Source organism: Pseudoalteromonas sp. QJM3NY_12 (assembly GCF_056173165.1).
This window is the reverse complement of sequence record NZ_CM149661.1, coordinates 1,887,277-1,910,242: the sequence shown is the minus strand read 5'-3', so window position 1 is coordinate 1,910,242 and position 22,966 is coordinate 1,887,277. Positions and strand designations below refer to the sequence as shown.

The 22,966-nt window shown below is 39.7% G+C and carries 23 protein-coding genes; 9 read left to right on the top strand and 14 right to left on the bottom strand.

Features of this window, described 5'->3' with window-relative positions; translation table 11 throughout:
- Window positions 1–101 precede the first annotated feature (101 nt).
- Window positions 102–2,258 carry a prolyl oligopeptidase family serine peptidase gene (locus tag AC0VZ5_RS08835; RefSeq protein ID WP_475472443.1) on the top strand — a complete coding sequence of 719 codons (2,157 nt, stop codon included), beginning with the start codon at window positions 102–104 and terminating at the stop codon, window positions 2,256–2,258.
- A gap of 84 nt (window positions 2,259–2,342) precedes the next feature.
- Here AC0VZ5_RS08835 and AC0VZ5_RS08830 read toward each other — a convergent pair whose 3' ends face one another.
- Window positions 2,343–3,635 (bottom strand): anti-phage deoxyguanosine triphosphatase, encoded by a 1,293-nt coding sequence (locus AC0VZ5_RS08830; RefSeq protein ID WP_475472441.1) that lies wholly within the window; start codon window positions 3,633–3,635, stop codon window positions 2,343–2,345.
- Between the two features lie 181 nt (window positions 3,636–3,816).
- Between AC0VZ5_RS08830 and AC0VZ5_RS08825 the strand changes: the two genes are divergently transcribed.
- Together AC0VZ5_RS08825 and AC0VZ5_RS08820 are read left to right on the top strand one after the other, a co-directional pair.
- Window positions 3,817–4,626, top strand: coding sequence for a glucosaminidase domain-containing protein (locus AC0VZ5_RS08825; protein WP_475472439.1), 810 nt, complete (start codon window positions 3,817–3,819; stop codon window positions 4,624–4,626).
- Window positions 4,619–5,278 (top strand): DUF2987 domain-containing protein, encoded by a 660-nt coding sequence (locus AC0VZ5_RS08820; protein WP_475472437.1) that lies wholly within the window; start codon window positions 4,619–4,621, stop codon window positions 5,276–5,278. The genes AC0VZ5_RS08825 and AC0VZ5_RS08820 overlap by 8 nt, the downstream gene beginning before the upstream one ends.
- A gap of 63 nt (window positions 5,279–5,341) precedes the next feature.
- On the opposite strand, the gene AC0VZ5_RS08815 is transcribed toward AC0VZ5_RS08820, so the two are convergent.
- A complete protein-coding gene (locus AC0VZ5_RS08815; RefSeq protein WP_475472435.1) occupies window positions 5,342–6,520 on the bottom strand; it encodes a GGDEF domain-containing protein in 1,179 nt (392 codons plus the stop codon).
- A 135-nt stretch (window positions 6,521–6,655) separates the two neighbouring features.
- Complete coding sequence (locus AC0VZ5_RS08810; protein ID WP_290167734.1) at window positions 6,656–7,546, bottom strand: TIGR01777 family oxidoreductase; 891 nt, start codon at window positions 7,544–7,546, stop codon at window positions 6,656–6,658.
- Window positions 7,547–7,714: 168 nt separating this feature from the next.
- On the opposite strand from AC0VZ5_RS08810, the gene AC0VZ5_RS08805 reads away from it, so the two are divergent.
- On the top strand, window positions 7,715–8,758 hold the full coding sequence (locus AC0VZ5_RS08805; protein WP_010390257.1) for an AI-2E family transporter: 1,044 nt from the start codon (window positions 7,715–7,717) through the stop codon (window positions 8,756–8,758).
- 42 nt (window positions 8,759–8,800) lie between these two features.
- Here AC0VZ5_RS08805 and AC0VZ5_RS08800 read toward each other — a convergent pair whose 3' ends face one another.
- The gene (locus AC0VZ5_RS08800) at window positions 8,801–9,883 is read right to left on the bottom strand and encodes a flavin monoamine oxidase family protein (protein ID WP_475472432.1); all 1,083 of its coding nucleotides are present in this window, start codon (window positions 9,881–9,883) and stop codon (window positions 8,801–8,803) included.
- A gap of 631 nt (window positions 9,884–10,514) precedes the next feature.
- Here AC0VZ5_RS08800 and AC0VZ5_RS08795 point away from each other — a divergent pair.
- Together AC0VZ5_RS08795 and AC0VZ5_RS08790 are read left to right on the top strand one after the other, a co-directional pair.
- Complete coding sequence (locus tag AC0VZ5_RS08795) at window positions 10,515–11,174, top strand: hypothetical protein (RefSeq protein WP_475472430.1); 660 nt, start codon at window positions 10,515–10,517, stop codon at window positions 11,172–11,174.
- A gap of 112 nt (window positions 11,175–11,286) precedes the next feature.
- Window positions 11,287–11,637, top strand: a complete 351-nt coding sequence (locus AC0VZ5_RS08790) for a VOC family protein (RefSeq protein WP_290167725.1) — start codon at window positions 11,287–11,289, stop codon at window positions 11,635–11,637.
- A gap of 111 nt (window positions 11,638–11,748) precedes the next feature.
- Here AC0VZ5_RS08790 and AC0VZ5_RS08785 read toward each other — a convergent pair whose 3' ends face one another.
- The 5 genes from AC0VZ5_RS08785 to AC0VZ5_RS08765 form a co-directional block, all read right to left on the bottom strand.
- On the bottom strand, window positions 11,749–12,162 hold the full coding sequence (locus AC0VZ5_RS08785) for a hypothetical protein (protein ID WP_138605969.1): 414 nt from the start codon (window positions 12,160–12,162) through the stop codon (window positions 11,749–11,751).
- Complete coding sequence (locus AC0VZ5_RS08780) at window positions 12,149–13,486, bottom strand: ATP-binding protein (protein WP_475472427.1); 1,338 nt, start codon at window positions 13,484–13,486, stop codon at window positions 12,149–12,151. The genes AC0VZ5_RS08785 and AC0VZ5_RS08780 overlap by 14 nt, the downstream gene beginning before the upstream one ends.
- Entirely contained in the window at window positions 13,480–14,154 is a 675-nt protein-coding gene (locus AC0VZ5_RS08775; RefSeq protein ID WP_010390247.1) for a response regulator transcription factor, read from the bottom strand. The genes AC0VZ5_RS08780 and AC0VZ5_RS08775 overlap by 7 nt, the downstream gene beginning before the upstream one ends.
- Before the next feature lie 3 nt (window positions 14,155–14,157).
- Complete coding sequence (locus tag AC0VZ5_RS08770) at window positions 14,158–14,418, bottom strand: PepSY domain-containing protein (protein WP_010390245.1); 261 nt, start codon at window positions 14,416–14,418, stop codon at window positions 14,158–14,160.
- 161 nt (window positions 14,419–14,579) lie between these two features.
- Window positions 14,580–14,882: a YciI family protein gene (locus AC0VZ5_RS08765; protein WP_054201050.1), complete on the bottom strand. Its 303-nt coding sequence runs from the start codon at window positions 14,880–14,882 to the stop codon at window positions 14,580–14,582.
- A gap of 188 nt (window positions 14,883–15,070) precedes the next feature.
- Between AC0VZ5_RS08765 and AC0VZ5_RS08760 the strand changes: the two genes are divergently transcribed.
- Window positions 15,071–16,495 (top strand): sodium-dependent transporter, encoded by a 1,425-nt coding sequence (locus AC0VZ5_RS08760; protein ID WP_010390240.1) that lies wholly within the window; start codon window positions 15,071–15,073, stop codon window positions 16,493–16,495.
- A 54-nt stretch (window positions 16,496–16,549) separates the two neighbouring features.
- Here the strand turns inward: AC0VZ5_RS08760 and AC0VZ5_RS08755 are convergent, their stop codons facing one another.
- Window positions 16,550–17,191, bottom strand: coding sequence for a CPBP family intramembrane glutamic endopeptidase (locus AC0VZ5_RS08755; protein WP_138605975.1), 642 nt, complete (start codon window positions 17,189–17,191; stop codon window positions 16,550–16,552).
- Between the two features lie 231 nt (window positions 17,192–17,422).
- On the opposite strand from AC0VZ5_RS08755, the gene AC0VZ5_RS08750 reads away from it, so the two are divergent.
- Window positions 17,423–17,692: an HU family DNA-binding protein gene (locus tag AC0VZ5_RS08750; RefSeq protein ID WP_054201048.1), complete on the top strand. Its 270-nt coding sequence runs from the start codon at window positions 17,423–17,425 to the stop codon at window positions 17,690–17,692.
- 223 nt (window positions 17,693–17,915) lie between these two features.
- Window positions 17,916–18,494, top strand: a complete 579-nt coding sequence (locus AC0VZ5_RS08745; protein ID WP_054201047.1) for a type 1 glutamine amidotransferase domain-containing protein — start codon at window positions 17,916–17,918, stop codon at window positions 18,492–18,494.
- A gap of 65 nt (window positions 18,495–18,559) precedes the next feature.
- Here AC0VZ5_RS08745 and trpA read toward each other — a convergent pair whose 3' ends face one another.
- From trpA to trpD, 4 genes are read right to left on the bottom strand one after another with little or no spacing between them, the layout of a single operon-like run.
- Window positions 18,560–19,381 carry a tryptophan synthase subunit alpha gene (trpA, locus tag AC0VZ5_RS08740; RefSeq protein WP_198523266.1) on the bottom strand — a complete coding sequence of 274 codons (822 nt, stop codon included), beginning with the start codon at window positions 19,379–19,381 and terminating at the stop codon, window positions 18,560–18,562.
- Window positions 19,378–20,562: a tryptophan synthase subunit beta gene (gene trpB / locus AC0VZ5_RS08735; protein WP_417668532.1), complete on the bottom strand. Its 1,185-nt coding sequence runs from the start codon at window positions 20,560–20,562 to the stop codon at window positions 19,378–19,380. The genes trpA and trpB overlap by 4 nt, the downstream gene beginning before the upstream one ends.
- A 7-nt stretch (window positions 20,563–20,569) precedes the next feature.
- The gene (gene trpCF / locus AC0VZ5_RS08730) at window positions 20,570–21,934 is read right to left on the bottom strand and encodes a bifunctional indole-3-glycerol-phosphate synthase TrpC/phosphoribosylanthranilate isomerase TrpF (RefSeq protein WP_475472421.1); all 1,365 of its coding nucleotides are present in this window, start codon (window positions 21,932–21,934) and stop codon (window positions 20,570–20,572) included.
- On the bottom strand, window positions 21,927–22,964 hold the full coding sequence (gene trpD / locus AC0VZ5_RS08725) for an anthranilate phosphoribosyltransferase (RefSeq protein WP_475472419.1): 1,038 nt from the start codon (window positions 22,962–22,964) through the stop codon (window positions 21,927–21,929). Before trpD ends, trpCF begins: the two co-directional genes overlap by 8 nt.
- Window positions 22,965–22,966: the final 2 nt, after the last annotated feature.

Genomic DNA, 22,966 nt, shown 5'->3' with positions numbered 1-22,966 from the left:
CGTAGGTTAACAGCGATAAATGACGTTTACCGCATCTCAATAGACAAAAGCAGTAAAAGTTAATAGGTTAGGTTCACTATAGATAAAATAATGATAAAGCAATGCTTAAAAAAACACTGACCTGTGCGGTTGTAATCGCACTTGCGGGTTGTTCACAACCTGCAGAAAACACCACTCAAAATAAAGTAAAAACAGCTATGAAAGCAGTTAACTCACTAGATTACCCTGAAACTAAAAAAGGCGCTGTGGTTGACACTTACTTTGGTGAAACCGTGGCTGATCCGTATCGCTGGTTAGAAGATGATATGAGTGATGAAACGGCTCAATGGGTTAAAACACAAAACAACCTAACCTTTTCGTATTTAGAACAAGTGCCTTACAGAGACACACTCAAACAGCGCCTTGAAAAACTAATGAACTACGAAAAAATCAGCGCGCCGTTTACTGAAGGTGATTACACTTATTTTTATAAAAATGATGGCCTGCAAAACCAGTACGTTTTATACCGCAGCAAAGACGGCGCTGAAGTTGAAGTGTTCTTAGATCCTAATACTTTTAGTGAAGATGGCACCACTTCAATGTCGGGTTTATCATTTTCAGAAGATAGTTCATTGTTAGCGTACCAAATATCAGAAGGTGGTAGTGATTGGCGTAAAATCATTGTTATAGACACCGAGACCAAAGAGCAGGTAGAGCAAGCACTAGTTGATGTTAAATTTAGTGGCGTTAGCTGGCTAGCGAATGACGGTTTTTACTATTCAAGCTACGATAAGCCAGAGGGCAGTGAGCTTTCTGCAAAAACTGATCAACATAAAGTGTATTACCATAAGTTAGGCCAAGATCAAGACGAAGATACTTTAGTATTTGGCGATACAGCAGAACAAAAACACCGCTATGTGGGCGCTAAAGCAACCAAAGATGGTCGTTACTTGTTTATTAGTGCCAGCGTATCGACCTCTGGTAATAAGTTATTTATTAAAGATTTAACCAAGCCAGATAGCGAATTTGTGACCGTAGTGGGTAATACCGACTCTGATACCAGCGTAATTGATAACGAAGGCAGCAAGCTATTTTTGGTTACTAACTTAAATGCACCAAATAAAAAAGTAGTGACGGTTGATGCAAGCAATCCACAGCCTGAAAATTGGCAAGATTTTATCCCAGAGACTGAAAATGTACTTAATGTAACGCTTGGCGGAAATACGTTTTTTGCCAACTACATGGTTGATGCTATTTCTAAAGTGAAGCAGTACAACAAAAAAGGCGAATTGATCCGCGAAATTAGCTTACCAGGTGTTGGTACAGCGAGTGGTTTTGGCGGTAAAAAAGAGCAAACTACGCTCTATTACTCGTTTACTAACTACAAAACGCCAGGTACAACTTACAGCTTTGACGTGCAAAGCGGTGAGTCAAAAGTATACCGTAAGTCAGGGATAGATTTTAATAGCGATAACTATACCTCTGAGCAAGTATTTTATACCTCTAAAGATGGCACTAAAGTACCGATGATTATCACTTATAAAAGTGATATTAAATTAGATGGCAGCAACCCAACTATTTTATATGGCTATGGTGGCTTTAATATAAGCTTAACACCTCGCTTTAGCCCTACAACAGCGGCTTGGCTTGAGCAAGGCGGCGTATACGCAGTTGCTAATATTCGTGGTGGTGGTGAATACGGTAAAGAGTGGCATAAAGCAGGTACACAATTGCAAAAGCAAAACGTATTTGACGACTTTATTGCTGCAGCTGAATACTTACAAGATAAAAAATACACCTCTAAAAAACGCTTAGCACTGCGTGGTGGTTCAAACGGTGGGTTATTAGTGGGTGCTGTAATGACCCAGAGACCTGACTTGTTTCAAGTTGCGTTACCTGCGGTAGGCGTATTGGATATGCTTCGTTATCATACATTTACAGCTGGCGCTGGTTGGGCATACGATTACGGTACTAGCGACCAAAGTAAAGAAATGTTTGATTACTTAAAAGGTTACTCGCCAATTCATAACGTAAAAGTAGGGGTTGAATATCCGGCGACGATGATCACTACAGGCGATCATGATGACCGCGTTGTACCGTCGCATTCATTCAAATTTGCAGCTGAACTTCAAGCGAATCAAGCAGGTACTAACCCAACGCTTATCCGTATTGAAACCAATGCAGGCCATGGTGCAGGTACACCAACCAGTAAAATTATTGACCTTTATGCCGACATGTACGGTTTTACGCTTTACAACATGGGCATTAAATCACTGTAGTGTGATTTTATAAACTAACGAAAAGCCGAGTTACGTATGTGACTCGGCTTTCATGTTGACTAACCTGAGTTCAGATTAGCTAACTTATTGTATAGGAGAGAACAACCGTTGATAGGTTTTATAAGCGTATTCGTCGCTCATACCGCTTAAATAGTCACAAATAATACGCATGCCTTGATTGTGTTTCTCAGCTTCAAGGTACAGTGCTTGCGTGGTTTCGGGTAATAAGCGCAGCGGATCACTGGCAAACGCAGTAAATAATTCTATGAGTAGATTTTGCCCTTTAAATTCTATTTGCTGCATTTGTGGGTCGCGTATTAAACGCTGAAATACAAAGTGTTTGAGGATCTGTAGCACATTTTCGTATTGCTGATCTAATTTTGCGGTGTGCTTTAAAATAGGGCACTCAAATTCATCGTTTTGGGTATCTAAATGAATATGAATAATAAAGGTATTCACCAGTTCGCCTATGGCGTCTTTTCGCTCATGTTCATACTTTGAAAATAACCGCTTGGAGAGTGATTCCAGCAAAGTGTTTAACCAGTCATAGTCAAGTGCTTGTAAATGCGGCAATGCATGGGTTTGCCAATCGTCTAAACTGAGCACATCCGTCGCTATGGCATCTTCAAGGTCGTGAACGGCATAAGCAATGTCATCAGCCAGTTCCATAATAGCACTGTCGAGTGATTTATAACGGGTTTTAGCGCGGTAAGCATCTGCATGTTCTTGGCTAGATAATAACGCTTTATCACTTGCGCTAAGAGGCTCAATAATCCAATTAAATATCGCGGCATCGTCATTGTAAATACCTTTGGCTGGTCGCCAGTCATCGGCTTTTATAAACGCACACTGTTTATTTTCTTGTGGGATGTTATGCCAAAGGTTATCAATAAAAGCTGGGTACTTAATAAATCCTAACAAGGTGCGTCTAGTTAAGTTCATGCCGTAGCCGTTACTGTAGGGCTCTAGCTTTGCCACAATGCGCAGTGTTTGTGCGTTACCCTCAAAACCACCATGATCACGCATCATATAGTTAAGTGCAATTTCGCCACCATGCCCAAACGGTGGATGACCTATATCGTGCGCTAAACATAAGGTTTCGAGCAATCCAGTAGATGGAAAATGTTCAAAGCTTGGATGTTGGGCCTTTAAATGGCGCAATATGCCGGTGCCTATTTGCGAGACTTCTAATGAATGGGTAAGGCGTGTACGGTAAAAGTCGTTTAAGCCAATACCCATTATTTGGGTTTTAGCTTGAAGACGCCTAAATGCAGCAGCATGAATGATTCGTGAGCGGTCTATTTGCCAAGGAGAGCGGTTATCGTTAGGGCGGTGCTTATATTGTTCAATTATTCTATTTTGCCACTGTTTATCCATGTCTCAACCTATCAATTCGTCTTCGGCTTTAGCACTTAGTATATTATAAATTGTAAGCAATAGGTGTATGAATTTTATTCGGTTGTTCAGTATTCGCGTTTATAAAGTGGCTTAGGTATAATGATGTTTCGTATGTATGTGACTACACCATACATAACTTAGAGTTAAATTGAGATAATACATGTTAAAAACTATTTTTCAGTTGTTGTTAGCCGCCGTTGTTATTTGGGCGTTGACCCTTCCGTTTATTGATGCTGATGAACTAGTATCAGACGAGCAAACCAGCACTAACGATATTACAAAACAGAAGAAGAAAGAAAAACCATTGCACAACGTTAAGTTGCCAAAGTTCTCAGAATTCACTGATGTGAAAGAGAAAAAACATGCGTTTTTTAACTTTATTAAGCCTCATGTAGAAGCCGAAAACAAAAAGATTTTACAACAACGTGCAAACCTTGAAATTGCACGCATGATGATAGAGCACAGTGAACCGCTCAGTAAAAAACAAACGGGTGATATTAAAAAAATACTTAAGTCGTACGGATTATCTGAAACCTTAGATACTATTACTTTAAGCCAAGCACTGCGCCGCGTAGACATCATTCCTAAAGAAATGGCCTTAATGCAGGCAGCCAATGAGTCTGCATGGGGTACTTCGCGTTTTGCACGAATTGGCTTAAACTTTTTTGGCCAATGGTGCTACAAAAAAGGCTGTGGCATGGTACCAAGAAGACGTAATAGTGAAGCCGAGCATGAAGTGGCTGCATTTAAATCGGTACGTGCAGCAGTAAGCTCTTATTTTAAAAATATTAATACCCACAATGCTTACAAAGAGTTACGTACTATACGCGAAGACTTACGCGCACAACAAAAACCTATTTTAGCGACTAAATTAACGTATGGTTTAATGTCTTACTCTGAACGTGGTGAAGCGTACATTGAAGAATTAAATACAATGATAAATCAAAACCGAGCGTACTTTAATGAATAAAATGGTATTAAAATTAGTTACAGCCAGCTTTTTTGCAATAGCCGCTAGTAGTGCGGTTGCTAAAGAGTTTGTAATGTCGTACGACGGTTTTTACGACCGTTTAAAAGTGGTAAACAAAGGGGACTTTCAGTACGCCCGCGTAAACTTTTATATTAGCGATATTGGTACTAACGAAGTATGTAGTATTAAGAGTGGTACTATTTTAACTGAAAAAAATGAGTACCCGCTTAATTATACCGACAAAGCGCAATTGCTATTACCGTTCGATAAACAGCTAGATACCGATAAAGCGGTGATTGTAGTTCAGCCAAAAAATCCGGTTCACGACTGTCAGTTAAAGTTACAAATAGAAGCTAATGAACTAGATGGACTGGCGTTATCAAAGCAATCGTTATTAGTTATTAATAATGAGCTTGAAGAGCTATTAACAGACCTATCTGGCTTTTTTGTTAGCAAACTAATGTGGTTTTTATTGCCTGAACAAAAAGGCGTGGTTGTTACCTTTAAAACTCCAAAGCAATTTGATGATGAGCGTATAACATGCGAAAAGTCAGTGTGTTATTTTGAAGTAACCGATAGCTGGGAAGATAACACAACCATATTAGCTGATATTAACGAGGTTGTTAAAGTAACGCCTTGGATCAGTAAGTAACCATAAAAATGGTAAACGTATAAAAGCGGCATCAACTATGATGTCGTTTTTTTTATGACTAAATTAAATGATGGCAGAGGGGGCTTTTGCTAACAAGCTTTTTTCATCGTGGGTGACCACTCTATTTCGGCCTGTTTCTTTAGCAAGATAAAGCCGTTTATCGGCTTGCAACAACAGTTCTTGCATATTTAGTTCGCGCACTAACATGCTACTTACCACAGCACTTACAGACAGTGCAATGCTATTACCATTAAAATAAAACGGGTATTCATTAATGCTACTACAAAGCTTTTGAGCTAACAGCCTAGCTTGCGCTAAGTTCTGTTGATTAAGAAAAATAGCAAACTCTTCTCCGCCAATTCGAGCAGTAACTCCAAGCTCAAAAAACAATTCGTTAATATGTTGTGCAATCCACTTTATCGCTTCATCGCCAGTTTCATGGCCGTATTGGTCGTTCACTTGTTTAAACAGGTCAATATCGAGCATGATCAACGATACTCTGCTGTTAAGAGGCGCGGTTTTAGTTATTTTTTTACATAAACGGAAAAATCCACGCCTGTTTAAAAGCTGCGTTAAAGGATCGTGATTCGCTAAATTTATTAGTCTAGACTCAGCATTAGCAAACTTAATAAACGGTAAAATTAGCGCAGTAGCGGTAGTTAAAAATAAATGCGTTACCAATAACAACTGTAATCCAAAAGCTAAGCTGGCTTGACTTATTTGGCTTGAGTAGAGCAAAACAAGGAGTACAACTTGCAACAGCATCACCACACTGTGTATTGCAAAACAGGCAACGAGTAAGCGTTGTTGGACTACAGCAACACTTGGAGTTTTAATCATTAAATACGCAGCGTAACTAAATAATACAGCAGTAATAATACTGGTAATAATTTGCCCTGCATCAATAAGGTACACTGCAAGTAAAAGCGTGCAGCACATGGCGCTTGCATAGTATAAAGGCGTTAATTTTATCGCGGGCGCTTGGCTTTGTGGTATTAACCCTAAAATAATGAGTAATGGGCTTAAAATAATAAAAACGTAAGCAAAAAAATGGGTTAATAATGGAAACTCAATAAAATCTCTTAAACCAATTAGTGCAATTGCGGTAATAAACGAGCAACAGGCGGTAGCAAAAAATAAATAGCAAGGTTGTTTTTTGTATCTATAAACAGAAAAAAAGAACACAGCAATAAACAAGTTAAGAATAAAACAGAGGCTAATTAATGTAGGTAAATGAAGCATGTTTAAGGGGCTCTTTTAGCTAATTGAAGGCGTTTATACAGCTATAAGTATTAGGTAGTAACACAAAAATAGCAAGAGGGTAAAAAGTATTAACTTTTACCCCCTACTACAAACTTAATCCGTTAAGGCCAGTAGCTAGACTAAACTTTCTAATGCAGCGTCAATTTTAGTAAAGTGAAAACGATAGTTATGGTCTAATGCTTTTTTAGGTACCACATACTGGCCGGTAGTAAGTAAGTCGGCCATTTCACCCATTAATATATTAAGCACCCCAGCAGGCATAGGCATAAACGCAGGGCGAGATAATGCTTTTCCTAATGATTTACTAAACTGCTTGTTACTTACCGGCTCAGGGGCTGTAGCGTTGATAGCACCAGATATTTCTTTATTGCGAATTAAAAATAAAATGAGCTGAACCATATCATCTATATGGATCCACGACATACCTTGCTCACCATTGCCAATTGGACCACCTACGCAAAGCTTAAATGCTGGTAACATTTTACCAAGCGCGCCGCCTTTTTTAGCCAATACAATACCGGTACGTAATAAGCACACTCGAGTTTCGTCAGACTCAGCCTTTAAAGCTGCTTGCTCCCAATCTTTGCACAGTTGGTGGCTAAATTCATCATGAGGCTCTGTATTGTTTTCATCAACTAGTCTGTCGCCTTGTCGACCATAATAACCAATTGCACTGCCAGATATAAAAGTATGTGGCGGGGTATGGCACTGCTTAATAGCATCACTAATCGCTTGCGTAACAATGATTCGGCTATCGCAAATGACTGCTTTTTGTTTATTACTCCAACGTTTATTTACAATAGGTTCACCGGCTAAGTTAATAACCACGTCAACGGTATTAAAATCAACATCTTCAAGGCTATCAATAGCGTTAACCTGGTGCCCTAACAATACTTTTGCTTTGGTTGGGTTTCTGCTCAGTACAGTAACATCGTGGTGGTGCAACAAGAAAGGGCAAAGGTGCCTACCAATTAAGCCTGTGGCGCCAGTAAAAAATATATGCATTGCAACTCCGAAATTATAAAAAAAGCAGGATGTTTAAAATTTATACTCTCCAGCTCAACGATTTGCAAACTTATACGTACCAATAATTTTTATGATCACCCTTAAACATTTCATTCTATTAGCTTTTGCCTTACACTAAAGCCAAATAACAGTAATAGGATAAGAGTATTGGCAAGTTTAACTGGGGTAAATAAAAGCTTAATAATTTTTGCCGCTTTGGTCATTGTGCTGGCGGGTATTAAAGCCGCAAGCGCTATTGTTATTCCGTTTATTTTGGCAGCATTTATAGCCATAATTTGTAGCCCACTCATTAATTTTTTTGCTCGTTACCGTATTCCAAAAGGCATAGCGGTAGTGCTTGTGGTGCTTATTATTATGGGCTTAGGGGTTAGCTTAGGCGGTTTAGTAGGGCAGTCGGTTAACGATTTTTCAAAACAATTACCTGAATATAAAGCACAATTAAAAGAAGAATTTGTATGGTTGGTTGATGTAGCCTCGCAATACAATATTTTAATTAATAAAGAACAAATTTTGTCTATGTTTGACCCTGGCAAAATGGTTGATGTTGCCACCAATATGCTAACGGGTTTAGGTAGCGTAATGGCCAATATGTTTTTAATTATTTTAACGGTTGTTTTTATGCTGTTTGAAGGGCCGATACTTGGCAAAAAAATTCATTTAGCACTGGACGATCCCGACAGCAAAATTAAGCAAATTGACCGTTTTTTAGACTCTATTAACTCTTATTTAGCCATTAAAACCTTAGTGAGTTTAGCTACCGGTGTAATTGCTGGTTTTTACCTGTGGATACTCGATGTTGATTATTTTGTACTATGGGGCGTATTGGCATTTATGCTTAATTACATTCCTAACATTGGTTCAATCATTGCGGCTGTGCCAGCACTGTTACTGGCGCTTATTACGCAAGGTCCATTAGTGGCAGGGCTCGTCGGCGCGGGTTATTTAACTATTAATACCGTTATGGGGAATATTGTAGAGCCAAAATACATGGGTAAAGGCCTCGGGCTTTCTACCTTGGTGGTGTTCTTATCATTAATATTTTGGGGCTGGTTATTAGGCTCTGTGGGTATGCTGCTATCAGTGCCGTTAACCATGATTGTAAAAATAGCACTTGAAGCCAGTGATGAAGGGCGTTGGTTAGCTACTATGCTTGGCACAGGTGAAGAAACCGTTATCAAATCAGAAGACTGATACCTTATAAAGGCGTGCCTACATTGCACGCCTTTTAAAAAGCTAAGGATTCATTAAATTAGCTAAGGCGCTATCTACAGCGTTTATAGCCCCCTCTAAATAGCCTGCATCTTGCTGTGCAAATTCACTCCCCACAAAATGCACTTTTAACTGTTTAAGCTGCTCGCTAAGCCCTGAAAAATTGAATTCAGGATGCTGCGATACACCTATTTGGTCATCTCTGTTGGCAACAAATTCATCCTCAGCCCAATCCTTTATAATGCAGCTTTTCGCTGAATAGGCTTGCTCACCGTAAAAATAGCTGAGCTGATCAAGGCAAGCTTGGGTTAATTGTTCTCTGGTCACTTTACTGCGCTGCAAGTAAGGCACGCCAATAAAGCCAAACAGAGCAGGGTAAGAATGCTCACTGGCTGACGCATCATGAACTTCTACCAATGGGCCTACACGGCTAAAACATTGTCCCGATAAATTTCTATCTCGCCAAAAAGCGTGCTCAAAAGTGGCAATAAACTTTGCTTGGCCTGCCATCCACGTAGGCACCGACGCTAAACGCTGTGCTAAACCATTATCAGCCCATAAATGCGGGGTTAAATGTTGGCTGATCATTCTAGGCGGTAACGCCAATAGTAACTGATCGCAAGTATAGTGTTGCGTACTCCCTTGGTAATTAGCGCTTATATGCCAGCCATCGGAGAGCGTTTTTACTTCGCTAACAGCGTGCTCTAATTTAACGGTGTTTGGCTCAAGCTGCTGATAAAGCAAATTGATAAGCTTGCTCATACCGTTTTGTATTCTAAATAACTGCATTTCGCCAGCCCCTGCAATTTGCTGTGCAGGGGCAGTATGCGATGCTTGATACAACACATCGCCTTGGTTGTATTGTTCAAACACGGGGATGTTTAAAGCAGCAACTAATTGTTGAATATTAGGCTGGTGCGGAAATATCCAGGTAGGGCCTAAATCGTGGCTAATGGTGTTACTAGTCGGTAAATAATGAGACGCAATTCTGCCACCTAAACTGGCTTTGGCCTCTAATAATAAAAACGGAATATCACGTTTTTTAAGGTTGTAAGCAGTATATAAGCCCGCTAAGCCACCACCAATAATAACCACAGGTTTATGCATTTTAAAATCACTTCAGCTAAATCAATCTACTGGTAGGTAGTTTGTGGTTTTTATGCAGATTTGTCAAAACGTTTTATGGACTAAGTGAATAAGCTGAGTGCGCCTCTATATTCAGGAAAATGAGCCAAGCGGGAACAGAGTGCTAATGAACTCCGCTTTAAAATAATAAAAACTTAATGATAGTAATATGTTAGCTAATTTGTTAAAACTATATCTAGTAGAAAAATTAAACGTAGCGCTGGTATAGATATATGCGGATCGCGCAGTGTTAAATTGTTAGAATTTAAGGAAACTTATGGAATCTAGCGGAATAACATTTTAAGCATGAAGAGTATTTTGGAGACATAGGGCATCCAAAGCTTTGGAGTAAGCTGTTTGGGCTTAAAAGTGATATAGCTCACGGCCAACAATATGAATTTCAAGAGCAATATTCAGTTTTAAAGTTGCTTGAAAATGCAAATAGATTTCTAGATATAGTAGCGAAAGAGCTCATCAAACTTTCTATTGAAGAAAATGAATTAATAGCTGATCTCAGAGAATGTTTAATTATAAAAAGGCGCTGCTGTATCACCATTTTCGTTGTGCTCCAAATTTGTCGGAGAGGCGGCGTTATTAAACAAGGAGGTAGATTATGAAAAATAAGTTTATGGTTATTGTGTGTTCTTTTTTATTAACGTTTTCTTTGAATGCGTTTGCTCAAGAGGATAGCTCAGCAAAAGTAGCCCAGATATTAGGGAATACAATACATGTTACTGATCTAGAAATAGATTTGAGGTTTTTAAAAGGATATAAGCGCTCTTATCCTGGTTTATCAGAAGATAATGTGCTTGATAAAATGCGAGCAGATAAATTAACTTCAATAATTTGGAAACGAATTATCCAAAAGTTACCTGATGAACATAATTTAGAACCAACAGCCGAAGAAGTAGAAAGTTTTACTGAAGCTATGCATCGATTTAGCTCAGAGTCATCAACTGAGACATTAACTTCTGAAATGAAAGAAGCTTCATTTAGAGCAAATAGAGACGTCGTTAAAACTTACAAAATTAGTAAGTATCTTTATGAAACGTATGGAGGTACAGTTATTTTCCAACAAGGAAACCCTCATGAACCTGTAGGTGCCTATCGTAAACTTCTAGAAGAGTATCAAGCCCAAGGGAATTTTAAAATTTATAACCCAAAATATGAAAAAGCTTTCTGGGCGTATTATTTGAGAAAACACCCAATGGTTATTCCAGAGGATAAAGTTGATTTTTCCAAACCATGGTGGGAAAAAGCACAGGTTGAGTAGTGCAATTCAAATACCTGAAGTTTGCTTATGATTATCGAGCATTGCTTCTACCTTTGTATATTACTAGTCCAAGTCGCAAATAATATAAACAAGAATAAGGGTAAAAACTAAAATGACTCAAAATAATAAAATTAACTATATTGAGATTCCTGCACAAAATATTGCAGCTACTAAGGCCTTTTTTAGTGACGTGTTTGGCTGGTCATTTGAGGATTATGGCTCAGAATATTGTAGTTTTACAGGGCAAGGTGTTGATGGTGGTTTCTTTAAATCTGACTTGGTTGTTTCTACTAAAAACGGAAGCCCGTTAATTGTGTTATATAGTAATGCCCTTGAAGCGACTCAAAATAAAATTGAGGAAGCTGGAGGCAAAATAATTAAGCCTACATTTTCATTTCCAGGTGGTAGACGATTTCACTTTAGCGACCCAAATGGAAATGAATTTGCGGTGTGGTCAGAGTAATCACATTACAAAGTATATAACTACAAAAATGCAGCCTTTAAGGCTGCACTTCCCAAAATACTAACCACGAAATTAACAAGAAACAACAAATAATGTTTAATTAAGAGTTGGTTAAAGCCCCATTTTAAGCTGCTGAATGAATTGCTCTATCATTGCTATTTCACACTCTTTATAAGTTACTACAGCTTCCAGTGAATTAGGTTGTTTTAACATGTAACGCCACTGGCAGCTTTTTTGTATGTACTTATCTTTGGCGTTAATACTTTGTTTAAACAGTGATAAAATGATGGTATTACCAGTTTCACTTTCTAATTCGGCCAGTTCAAAAGTGCGCTTTTGGATCCAACTGTCTTGTTGCTGTTGCACTTTATTTAATTTGGCATCTAAACATTGTGTGTAATCTTTAATTTGCTCTGGCAGGGCGTTGCTTTGCAATGTACATTGTTGCTCAGCAGCCATACTTTGCTGTGCCCATAACAATAAAAGGCTTAAGCTAAAACAAAGGATGTAGTTATTTTTTTTCATGATAATTAAACTCGAGAATAAATTCTGCACCGCCTAAACGTTGCGACTGAGATATAGTTAACAGCCCGTGATACGACTTAACTAAGTCAGATACAATAGCCATTCCAACACCGTGTCCGCTTTCGTAGGTATCAAGGCGCGTACCGCGTTGTAACAATGATTCACGTTTATCAGGCTTGATCCCAGGGCCGTCATCACAAATACTAATACTGAGCGTTCTAGCTTGTGAAACATTAATACTGACTTGGGAGCGACAGGCTTTGCAGGCATTATCTATTAAGTTGCCTAATAACTCCATTAAATCGGTTTTATCACCTAAAAAATAATCTTTATCGCTCACTTGGCAATTAAATATAATGTCTTTATCGCGGTATACTTTACTCATCGCACTTAAGATAGAATCGATAACCGGCTTGATAGGGGTTTGCTTTTTCCATGTATCGGAAGCACCTGTGGCTGCACGTTTTAATTGGTGCTCGATCATCACATTAATTCTGTCGAGTTGTTCTTGTGCATCTGCATCGTTAGCTAATGGGCTTGATTTTAAAACAGCTAACGGCGTTTTAAGTGCATGGGCTAAATCGCTAAGAGAGGCGCGGTATCGCTCTTTTTGGCGTTGCTGCGACTCTAATAGTAAATTTAGGTCGGCTTTAATGGTTTGCAGTTCAACGGGGTATAAGCCTTTAATTTCTTGAATATCGCCTGATTCAATGGCTTTTATTTCTTTATCTAGACGTTGCAGAGGTCGTGCACTCCAAATAAAACCAATGGCCATTAACCCTGCAATGGCAATCCCCATAATAAACATCCAATCGACTAAAGTTTGCTTGAAGCCATCCATTAAACGCAGTAGGGCATCGTTACGTTTTAATAAAATAAAGCGTGCTTGCTCTGATTGGTCAATATTATTAAGTATTACCGTTAAACTTAATTGCCAATAAGCAGTGTTGTTATACACCACACGTCTAAAGTCGGCAGCGCCTGCTTTGGGCTCTATATATTGGGGAACAAAGTTAACGTTAACCGCCGACTCAGAATGCCAAATAGGCACGTCGTCACGGTATATCATGGCGTAGGTGTCTGAGTTTAAATTGTTGAGTTCGGGGGTTAATATAGAGCTGGGCATAATAATGCCGCGCTCGGTAAAATCAACTTCGGAAATAAGTGAATACAGGTGTGCTTCGAGGTTTTTTTCGGTGGCATCAACAAGTGACTCATAATACGCTTTACCTATGGAGTAAAACAAAATGGGTAGGGCGACTAACAAAACAAAGACAAGGATAAATCCTTGCCTTATTTTTAACGAAACTTGCGGTCCTACCACTGGCTTTTAAGCCTGTAACCACGCCCACGCAGTGTTTCTACTGGGTTAAGCACGCCATCTGGGTCGAGTTTTTTACGTAAACGTAGTACAAACACTTCAATTACATTCGAATCAAGGTCAAAGTCTTGGTCGTAAATATGCTCTGTAAGCTCAGACTTTGAAATTACTTTTTGTGGGTTAACCATTAAGTATTCGAGTACTTTGTACTCATACGCAGTTAAGCTCAGTTCTTTGTCGTTTACCCATACTTGTTGTGAACGCGTATGAATTTTAATAGGGCCGGCTGTCATTTCTGGATTTGCTTTACCTGCACTACGACGAATAAGCGCATTACAACGAGCAATCAGTTCTTCAACATGAAATGGTTTAGTTAGATAGTCGTCAGCACCGGCATCTAAGCCTTCTACTTTGTCTTGCCAGCGATCGCGCGCGGTTAAAATCAAAATAGGAATAGTCACCCCTTGGGCGCGTGCTTTGTTTATTAGTTCAATACCGTCTATTTTAGGTAGGCCTAAATCAACTACAGCCATATCTAAAGGGTATTCAGTGATGTGAAAAAGGCCAGCTTCACCGTCGTGACATAAATCAACACTGTAACGCTCTTTTTCTAATGCATTGCGCAGATTGTCTGCCAAATGTAAATCATCTTCTATTACTAAAATTCGCATTGGTTAATCCTTTTTCACTTCGCCAGTTTTCTTGTTTATTTTCAAATCGACGACGTGGCCGTCAGCTTTTAAAATTCGTACAGTAAAAAAAAGTGTTTCTTCAGAAATCTTTAACGTTGTACCGTCTGTAGTTTGTTTTGCAAGTATTACTGCTTTTTTTTTACTTACCTCAACTTTATCGGTTTTGCTTTTGGTATTGTTTGCATGGGCAAAATTAGCCAAACACACTACCGCGATTAAATTGAGTATTAATAATACACGCATTACGGGACTCCTAGAACAGACCTGCTTAGCTTAAAAACTAAGCTACTAAAACTTTAATACCTTGCGGTGTATTTAAGTTTTTATTAAGCAAAGTTTAATTAAAAATGAGTGAACAAACCCTGAATTGCTGGTTGCAGTTAAACAGGGTGGTCATAGTTTAATTAAGCAGGGAACACTTTTTTAAATGGTTTAACAATAGAGTTTTCATATACGCCACCGGCAACATAAGGATCATCTGCCGCCCATTCTCTGGCGTCTTCTAAAGAATTAAATTGAGCAATCACTAAAGAACCCGTAAAGCCTGCATCTTGAGGGTCTTCACTATCAATGGCTGGAAGTGGACCTGCGGTTAATAGTCTGCCTTCGTCTTCTAGCGTTTGTAAGCGCGCTAAATGAGCTGGGCGAGCCGCTTTACGGTGCTCTAAACTATTTTGGACGTCTGTTGAATAAATCATATACAACATATAAATACTCTCAAAACTTGTTAAATTTAATTAACTGCATACTAGCATAGCGTTGATAAATGGTGAATTAAAAGTGTTTATGGCGATGTTTACAGCAAGAATGTTTTTTTACACGGTAATTGCTTGAAAAGCGTTGCGTAACACTGGTAGAGTCCCTTGGATAAGATAAATAATAACAAGGTTATTACATGAGTGAAAATAGAGAGCACTTTAGCTCCCGCTTAGGATTTATATTGGCAGCGGCAGGCTCTGCTGTGGGTATTGGTAACTTAGTAGGCTTTCCAGTTTCTGCGACTAAGAATGGCGGTGGTGCATTTTTGCTCGTCTATGCTTTGTTTGTCGCATTCATTTGTTTACCTGTAATGATGGCCGAAATGGCCATGGGTCGGCATGCACAAAAAGACCCGCTAGGTGCATACAAAAAATTAGCTAATAACGACAAAAAATGGAAATTTGCTGGCTTTTTAGCGGTATTAACGCCATTTATGATTGCTGTTTTTTATATGGTGATCACGGTGTGGATTTTTGGTTACTTGAGCCAAACCGCGCTGGGTAATTTAGATATGCTGGCAAACCCTGGACACTTTGGTGAGTTTATAAATAGCTATACCGTGTTTGGTTATATGGCGCTGGTAGTAGTTATTGTTAACCTAATTTTGGTCGGTGGCGTAAAAGACGGCATAGAAAAAGCAGCTAAATTTTTAATGCCAGCTTTATTTGTCATGCTTATTATATTGGTGGGTTACGTACTCACTCTTGATAACGCCATGGCCGGTGTTAAGTACTACATTATTCCTGATTTTAGTAAAATGAATGCCAGCGTGCTGAATGGCGCATTGAGCCAAGCGTTTTTCTCATTGTCGTTAGGTATGGGTATTTTAATTACCTATGCATCTTATATCTCGAAAAAAGATGACATTGTAGGCAGTGCTAAAATGGTCGCTATTACCGACTCACTGGTTGCGTTTGTAGCAGGCTTAATGGTGTTACCGGCTATTTTTAGCTTTGACCCAAATACCGATCCGGCTAAGTTATCTGACTCGTCAGTTTCAATGATTTTTGTCTACCTTCCAAAAATTTTATTAGCGTTACAAAATGATATTGGCTATTTTGGCGCATCAGCCGTGGCATTTATTTTCTTCTTATTGGTATTTTTTGCTGCTATCACATCACTGGTATCTATTGTTGAAGTACCAACAGCAACACTAAGCGATCGTAAAGGCATTAGCCGTAAAAAAGCGCTGGGCATACTCACTTTATCAACCGGTATATTAACTATTTTGTGTATTATGTCGTTTGGTATGATTGACAGCCTAACTACTTTTACTAGCTACGGTAGTGGTAATAAGAGCTTTTTTGATGTTGTTTATGACGTATTTTACGACACAATATTGCCTTTAAATGGTTTAATGGTGTGTTTGTTTGTAATGTATAAATGGAAAAAAGTTCGCTTAAGCGAAGAGCTAAGACAAGGCTCTCCTAATTATGCTAATAGCTTTATGGAAAAGTACGTTAACTTTTCACTGCAAACCTTTATTCCAGCGATATTATTAATCATTTTTGTAAATACCGTTGCAACGAAGTTTTTTGATATCAGTATTTTTGGTTTTTAATTTAAACTAAATCTAAATAAGCCGCGCCTGTCGCGGCTTTTTTATTGCTGTTTGTTAATTCAGTGCGCCAGAGTCTAAATAGTCACCCATCCCTAGGGTAAACATCCATATTCCCCATAAGCTGTGCTCAAGAACACAGGCAAAGGTTGAGCGGCTTTGTGCGTAGGTATATGCAAATAGTAATCCGCCTATAAATGCTAAACTTACTGCAACCCAATTAGCGTAAACAATATGTGCCAGTGCAAATACACTCGCACTTATAATAATGCGTAGCCATTTACTGGGCATAATGCGCTTATAACGATGAAAAAAGTAGGTTCTAAATATTAATTCTTGCGGGATCACCGACAATAAAGGGTAGAGCATTAATAGCATTAGCCAGTCGGTGAGATTTTCACGAGGTAAAGTAAACCAGTGTCCTTGGTAAAGTAAGTTGTAAAATACCCCCGAAAATAACGCGCCAATAAAGAAAAAGCTAAACATGCGGCGCTTCACAGCAGAAAACTGCCCCAAGCTAGTTAATCTAAAACGTTTAAAGTGGCTGTCGTTTAATAACAACATACAGCACACACTCATGAGGATGATCAGTGCTGGAATAAGCCAGTTAGATAAATATTGGCGAATATTAAAGCCAATTAAAGGCAGAATAATAAAAATAAAGGTAAATTCAAACCAGCGGTATTGATTAGCGTTCACGTTTGCTCACGGTGATTTTTATTTCACCTTAGCAAACGATTAAGTCATCTTTATGACTATAAAACAGTCAAGCTGATTATATTTAAACCCAATGAGTCTTAGTAAGGCACTTGGTTCCCAGTTAAGGTTGACTTACCCCCTTGCAACCCTTAGCCTGCCTGCTTTTATTTTTACATCATTGTATTGCCACGTTAATAGGTTTAAGCCTAGGCGTGTATTTAGGAGCAAAAAATGAATAAAGCAGAATTGGTTTCAGCTATTGCGGATGCGAGTGAATTAACAAAAAAAGACGCACAAGCTGCGTTAACCAGCTTACAAAAAGTGATTACAAAGTCGCTGTCTGAAGGCGATCAGGTACAAATTTCAGGCTTTGGTACTTTTGCACTTAGTTACTACCCAGCGCGTACTGGTCGTAATCCCCAAACTGGTGAAGCGATTGAAATACAAGGGGCTAATAAAGCCGTATTTAAACCAGCAAAAGCGTTAAAAGAGCGCCTTTAATTTAAAACTTTAGTGCCTGTTAAGTTCGCTTCTTCCCCAAAAGCCACTATTTAGCTTACAGGCTCTTTGCTTTATTACTTTTGCCTGTAGTATCTGCAATCAGTGTAAATAATTTACATTACTTGTATATTACCTTTTATAAAATCTTATTATATTCAGCGTGTTATGTTTGGTATGTGATATGCAAATACGGTTATGTATTGAATAAAATAAGGAGTATTTAATGAGTAACTTACATAACAGTAACCGTTTAAAAGGTAAAAAAATTGCCATTTTAGCCACCGATGGGTTTGAGCAAAGCGAGTTACTCTCGCCACAGGCTGCATTACTTGAGGCTGGCGCCGATATAGATGTTGTTTCTATTAAAGAAGGGCAGATCACCGCATGGGATGAAGACAAGTGGGGTGAAAAAGTTGCTGTTGATAAATTAGCAGCCAATGCAAATGCCGGTGATTACGATGCGCTTTTACTGCCTGGTGGCTTGTTTAATCCCGATAGCTTACGCCAAGACTCGGATGCTAAGGCATTTGTAGATGGTTTTTTTGGAGCAAAGAAAAACAAACCCGTTGCCGCTATTTGCCATGCGCCGTGGTTACTCGCGGAGATTAACAAGCTCAGAGACAAAAAGGTCACTTCATATCCGAGTATTAAAAGTGATTTAATTAATGCCGGTGCTAACTGGGTCGACCAAGAGGTGTGTGTTGATCAAGGCTTAGTGACTAGTCGCAGCCCTGCAGATTTAGACGCGTTTAATGCTAAGTTTATAGAAGAGATTCTTGAGGGTAAGCATCAAGCCCATTAAGTTTGCAGTTTAAATAAAAAAGGGCATGTTACATGCCCTTTTTTAGTGATTAAAAACACCGTTGATTAAAGCGCTGTTGCGGCTTTCATCTCACTTACAAATGTTTTTAATTGTGTGGTCATTGCATTTAAATCATTTAGGTTTGCTTCAATGATTTTTACTACTGCAGAGCCTGAAATAGCACCCGCAGCACCGGCTTTAAGCGCGGCTTTTACATCATCAGGTGTTGAAATACCAAAGCCTAATAACGCAGGCGCACTGTGGTACTCTTGTAAGCGCGAAACCACGTGTGTTGCAGGCATTTGTGCTTTAGTATCGGTGCCTGTTACCCCTGCACGAGACAGTAAGTAAGTGTAACCGCGACCGTACGATGCGCACTCACGCAACGTATCGTCACTGGCGTTCGGCGTGGCGATAAATATCGGGTCAATACCGTTTGCCATGGCGGCTTTTCTAAACATTTTAGACTCGTGTAATGGCACATCAGCCACTAAAATAGAGTCAACGCCTACTGCTTTTGCATCAGTGTAAAACTTTTCTAAGCCACGTTTAAAGATTAAGTTTGAATACAGTAATAAACCAATTGGGATGTCGGCATTGTACTGGCGTATTTCTTTAATAATATCAAAACAATCTTGTGTATTAATGTGCTCATCTAAAGCACGAATATTGGCCTTTTGAATAACAGGGCCGTCGGCAATCGGGTCTGAAAACGGAATACCTAGCTCTAGTCCATCTGCGCCGCCATCAATTAGGCTTTTAATAATTTCAATGCTTTGCGCTTTACCCGGATCGCCAATAGTCACAAACGGTACAAACGCACCTTGGTTTTGCTCTTTTAGTGCAGCAAACATTTGTCCGTAACGGTCAGTTTTTACTTGGCTCATAGTTGACCTTCCTCTGATAATACCTTGTGTACGTGGGCTAAATCTTTATCGCCACGACCACTTAAATTAATAACAATAATACTGTCCTGCGTTTGCTCTTCTGCATATTCGAGGGCGTAGGCTAGCGCATGACTTGATTCTAGTGCCGGAATAATACCTTCGTGCTTTGCCAGTGCTTGAAAGGCATCAAGTGCTTTGGTGTCGGTAATGCCTACATATTGAGCACGGCCAGTTTCGTGTAAAAAGGCATGCTGTGGCCCTACAGCAGGGTAATCTAATCCCGCCGATACAGAGTAAGACTCTTCAATTTGGCCATCTTTATTTTGCATAATATAAGTGTAAGTACCGTGTAAAATACCTTTAGTGCCTTTACAGATGGTTGCGCCATGTTCGTGCGTGTCTAACCCTTTACCTGCAGGTTCAACGCCAATAAGCTTAACGCTTGGCTCGTCAATAAAATCAGTAAACATACCAATGGCGTTTGACCCACCGCCTACACACGCAATAACCGCATCAGGCAAACGGCCTTCGGCTTTAAGTACTTGTTGTTTTGCTTCTTCACCAATTATTTTTTGATATTCACGTACAATTGTTGGAAAAGGGTGAGGGCCCGCGGCTGTACCTAAAAGGTAATGAGCCTCTTGATAATTTGCTGACCAGTCACGCAATGCCTCATTAACCGCATCTTTTAGTGTGCCCGAGCCTGCCGTTACTGGAATAACTTCAGCGCCCATGAGTTTCATTCTGAATACATTTGGCTGTTGGCGTTCAACATCTTTTGCACCCATGTAAATACGGCATTTTAAGCCAAGCAATGCACAGGCAAGTGCAGTGGCTACACCATGTTGGCCGGCGCCGGTTTCTGCTATGACTTCTTTTTTACCCATGCGTTTGGTAAGCAGTGCTTGGCCTAATACTTGGTTTGTTTTGTGCGCACCACCGTGGAGTAAATCTTCACGCTTTAAGTACAGTTTTACTTTTGGGTTTTTAACTAAGTTACGCGTTAACGTAAGCGGCGTAGGGCGACCCGCATACTCGTTAAGTAATTTACTTAGCTCTGCCTGAAACTCAGGATCTTTTTGTGCTTTATTAAATTCGTTTTCTAACTGCTTAAGCGCAGGGACAAGCAGTTCCGGTACAAACATACCGCCAAACTCGCCAAAATAAGCTGGATTTTGCATTTTAACCTCAATAGTTTCTGATGCTTGAAAAAGCATGATTTAATTTTTTTGCGCACTTTTTACCAGGAGACTGCTCTACACCTGAATTTAAATCAAGTCCTAAAGCTCCGTGATAGAGGGCATCGCTAATATTGTCTGGGTTTAAGCCGCCAGCAAGCATAAATGGGGTGGTCGCATCACGCAGTACCGACCAATCAAATGTTTTACCTGTGCCACCCGCGTGTGAATCACTGTGGGTGTCGTATAAATGGCGATCTGCGCCTGCTATGGGTTGTGGTAAAACATCTTTTATTGCCTGTGCTTTCCAAATTTGGCAATTACGTGGTAATTCACTACGTAATGACGCAATGTATTGTTCGTCTTCTTGGCCATGTAATTGAACGGCTGATAATTTAAGTTGTTTAGCGTGTTCAGCCACATCAGGTATAGCAGCATTAACAAATACGCCAACAAATTTTAAAGGCGCACTTTGACTGATTTCTTTAGCACAATCTAAATCAACAAAGCGGGGGGATTTAGGGTAAAAAATTAACCCGCCATACACCGCGCCATTGCTATAGGCTGCAATAGCATCTTGATTGCGGGTTAAGCCGCACACTTTGTTCTCGCCTAATATAACGCGACGACATGCTTGTATTAGATCAGCTTCAGCCATTAATGAGCTGCCAATTAAAAAGCCATTACATAAAGGGGCTAAGCGTTTTACATCTTGATGGGTGTAAATACCTGACTCAGAAATAACCACTTTATTTTCAGGAATAAGTTTACGTAGTCGTTCTGTAGTGGCTAAGTCGGTGCTTAAGTCGCGTAAATCTCGATTATTAATCCCAATTATTTGTGCATTTAGTGCCAGCGCACGGTGAACTTCTTCTTCGTTACTTACCTCAGTTAATACTGACATATTTAACGAGTCGGCCACTTCATGCAGTGTTTTATATTGCTGATCGTCAAGCACAGATAGCATAAGTAAAATAGCGTCGCCGCCATAAAGACGTGCCATATAAACTTGGTACTCATCAATAAAAAAGTCTTTACAAATAAGCGGCTGTTCTACTTGGCTGCGCACAAATTCAAGGTAATCAAAACTGCCTTGAAAGTACTTTTCGTCAGTTAACACACTCATACAAGTGGCATATTGCTTATATGCTTGGGTGATTTCTGTTAAATCAAAAGGCTGACGAATCAACCCCTTAGAGGGCGACGCTTTTTTGCATTCTAAAATAAACTGAGTACCAGGTGCTGCCAGTGCTTTGTAAAAACTACGCTCAGTCGGTTTGGCTTGGTGTTTAAAGCTCTCTAGTGGCCGTGCAGCCTTACGCTCGATTAGTTCTATTTTTTTATCGGCAATAATTTTGTCTAATACATTAGCCATGACTTACCTCAATAATTGCATTTAATGTGTCCATGGCCTTGCCTGAACGTAATAAAGAGTTTGTTATTTGCGCACCTTGTTTTAACGACTCTGCTTGGTCGGTTAAGTACAGCAATGCGGCCACATTAACAACAATTGCGGCGTTGTGTGCCTCAGTGCCTTTACCTTGTAAAATAGCAAGACTGGCGTTTGCATTGTATTGTGGGCCTTCACCGGCTAATTGTTCAAGTGAATAGTTTGCAAGGTCAAAATCACTTGGACTGAGTGTGTACTGAGTAATTTTACCATTATTAAGCTCTACAACCTGTGTTGGGCCATGTAAGGCGATTTCGTCAGTACCAGAGCCGTGCACTATCATAGCGCGTTTAGTGCCTAGAGTATTAAGCGTTTGTGCCATTGGCATACATAAAGATTCATCGTACACGCCGAGTAATTGCACCTCAGGAGCTGCTGGATTAGCCAGTGGCCCAAGAATATTAAAAATGGTTCGGGTTTTTAAACTGGTACGCACGTTCATCGCATGGCGCACCCCGCTGTGGTAGTGCGGTGCAAATAAAAAGGTAAAATTTGTGCTCTCTAAACAACGAGCAGCGACCTCTGGGGTCATATCGATATTGATCCCCAGTGCTTTGAGCAAGTCAGCAGACCCAGAATTACTCGACACGCTTCGATTTCCATGTTTTACCATATTAATACCTGCCGCGGCCGCCACAATCGCGGCCGTGGTACTAATATTTATAGTGTTTGAACCATCGCCACCGGTGCCACAGCTATCAGCAAGTAGCGTTTTATTAGTGGTAAAGGCCATGGCATTTTCACGCATTGAAGCGGCTGCACCGGCAATCTCATCGCTTACTTCACCTTTCATTTTAAGGCCAATAAGCAGCGCAGAGAGTTCAATATCGTTCATATTGCCTTGCATAATTTGATCAAATAGCGATTTTGCTTGCACGTAACTAAGTGACTGCTTTGTGATGATGTGCTCAATGGCGTGTTGAACATTAAGCGGGCTGTGTAATTGATTAGTCATAA

Bases quoted from the DNA above. Each gene is read 5' to 3' on its own strand.
- trpA (WP_198523266.1), bottom strand. From the start codon at position 19,381: ATGAGCCAAGTAAAAACTGACCGTTACGGACAAATGTTTGCTGCACTA.
- AC0VZ5_RS08830 (WP_475472441.1), bottom strand. From the start codon at position 3,635: ATGGATAAACAGTGGCAAAATAGAATAATTGAACAATATAAGCACCGC.
- AC0VZ5_RS08765 (WP_054201050.1), bottom strand. From the start codon at position 14,882: ATGTTGTATATGATTTATTCAACAGACGTCCAAAATAGTTTAGAGCAC.
- AC0VZ5_RS08750 (WP_054201048.1), top strand. From the start codon at position 17,423: ATGAATAAAGCAGAATTGGTTTCAGCTATTGCGGATGCGAGTGAATTA.
- AC0VZ5_RS08835 (WP_475472443.1), top strand. From the start codon at position 102: ATGCTTAAAAAAACACTGACCTGTGCGGTTGTAATCGCACTTGCGGGT.
- AC0VZ5_RS08825 (WP_475472439.1), top strand. From the start codon at position 3,817: ATGTTAAAAACTATTTTTCAGTTGTTGTTAGCCGCCGTTGTTATTTGG.
- trpB (WP_417668532.1), bottom strand. From the start codon at position 20,562: ATGCAAAATCCAGCTTATTTTGGCGAGTTTGGCGGTATGTTTGTACCG.
- AC0VZ5_RS08760 (WP_010390240.1), top strand. From the start codon at position 15,071: ATGAGTGAAAATAGAGAGCACTTTAGCTCCCGCTTAGGATTTATATTG.
- AC0VZ5_RS08775 (WP_010390247.1), bottom strand. From the start codon at position 14,154: ATGCGAATTTTAGTAATAGAAGATGATTTACATTTGGCAGACAATCTG.
- AC0VZ5_RS08795 (WP_475472430.1), top strand. From the start codon at position 10,515: ATGAAAAATAAGTTTATGGTTATTGTGTGTTCTTTTTTATTAACGTTT.
- trpCF (WP_475472421.1), bottom strand. From the start codon at position 21,934: ATGGCTAATGTATTAGACAAAATTATTGCCGATAAAAAAATAGAACTA.
- AC0VZ5_RS08815 (WP_475472435.1), bottom strand. From the start codon at position 6,520: ATGCTTCATTTACCTACATTAATTAGCCTCTGTTTTATTCTTAACTTG.
- AC0VZ5_RS08820 (WP_475472437.1), top strand. From the start codon at position 4,619: ATGAATAAAATGGTATTAAAATTAGTTACAGCCAGCTTTTTTGCAATA.
- trpD (WP_475472419.1), bottom strand. From the start codon at position 22,964: ATGACTAATCAATTACACAGCCCGCTTAATGTTCAACACGCCATTGAG.
- AC0VZ5_RS08785 (WP_138605969.1), bottom strand. From the start codon at position 12,162: ATGAAAAAAAATAACTACATCCTTTGTTTTAGCTTAAGCCTTTTATTG.
- AC0VZ5_RS08790 (WP_290167725.1), top strand. From the start codon at position 11,287: ATGACTCAAAATAATAAAATTAACTATATTGAGATTCCTGCACAAAAT.
- AC0VZ5_RS08800 (WP_475472432.1), bottom strand. From the start codon at position 9,883: ATGCATAAACCTGTGGTTATTATTGGTGGTGGCTTAGCGGGCTTATAT.
- AC0VZ5_RS08745 (WP_054201047.1), top strand. From the start codon at position 17,916: ATGAGTAACTTACATAACAGTAACCGTTTAAAAGGTAAAAAAATTGCC.
- AC0VZ5_RS08770 (WP_010390245.1), bottom strand. From the start codon at position 14,418: ATGCGTGTATTATTAATACTCAATTTAATCGCGGTAGTGTGTTTGGCT.
- AC0VZ5_RS08810 (WP_290167734.1), bottom strand. From the start codon at position 7,546: ATGCATATATTTTTTACTGGCGCCACAGGCTTAATTGGTAGGCACCTT.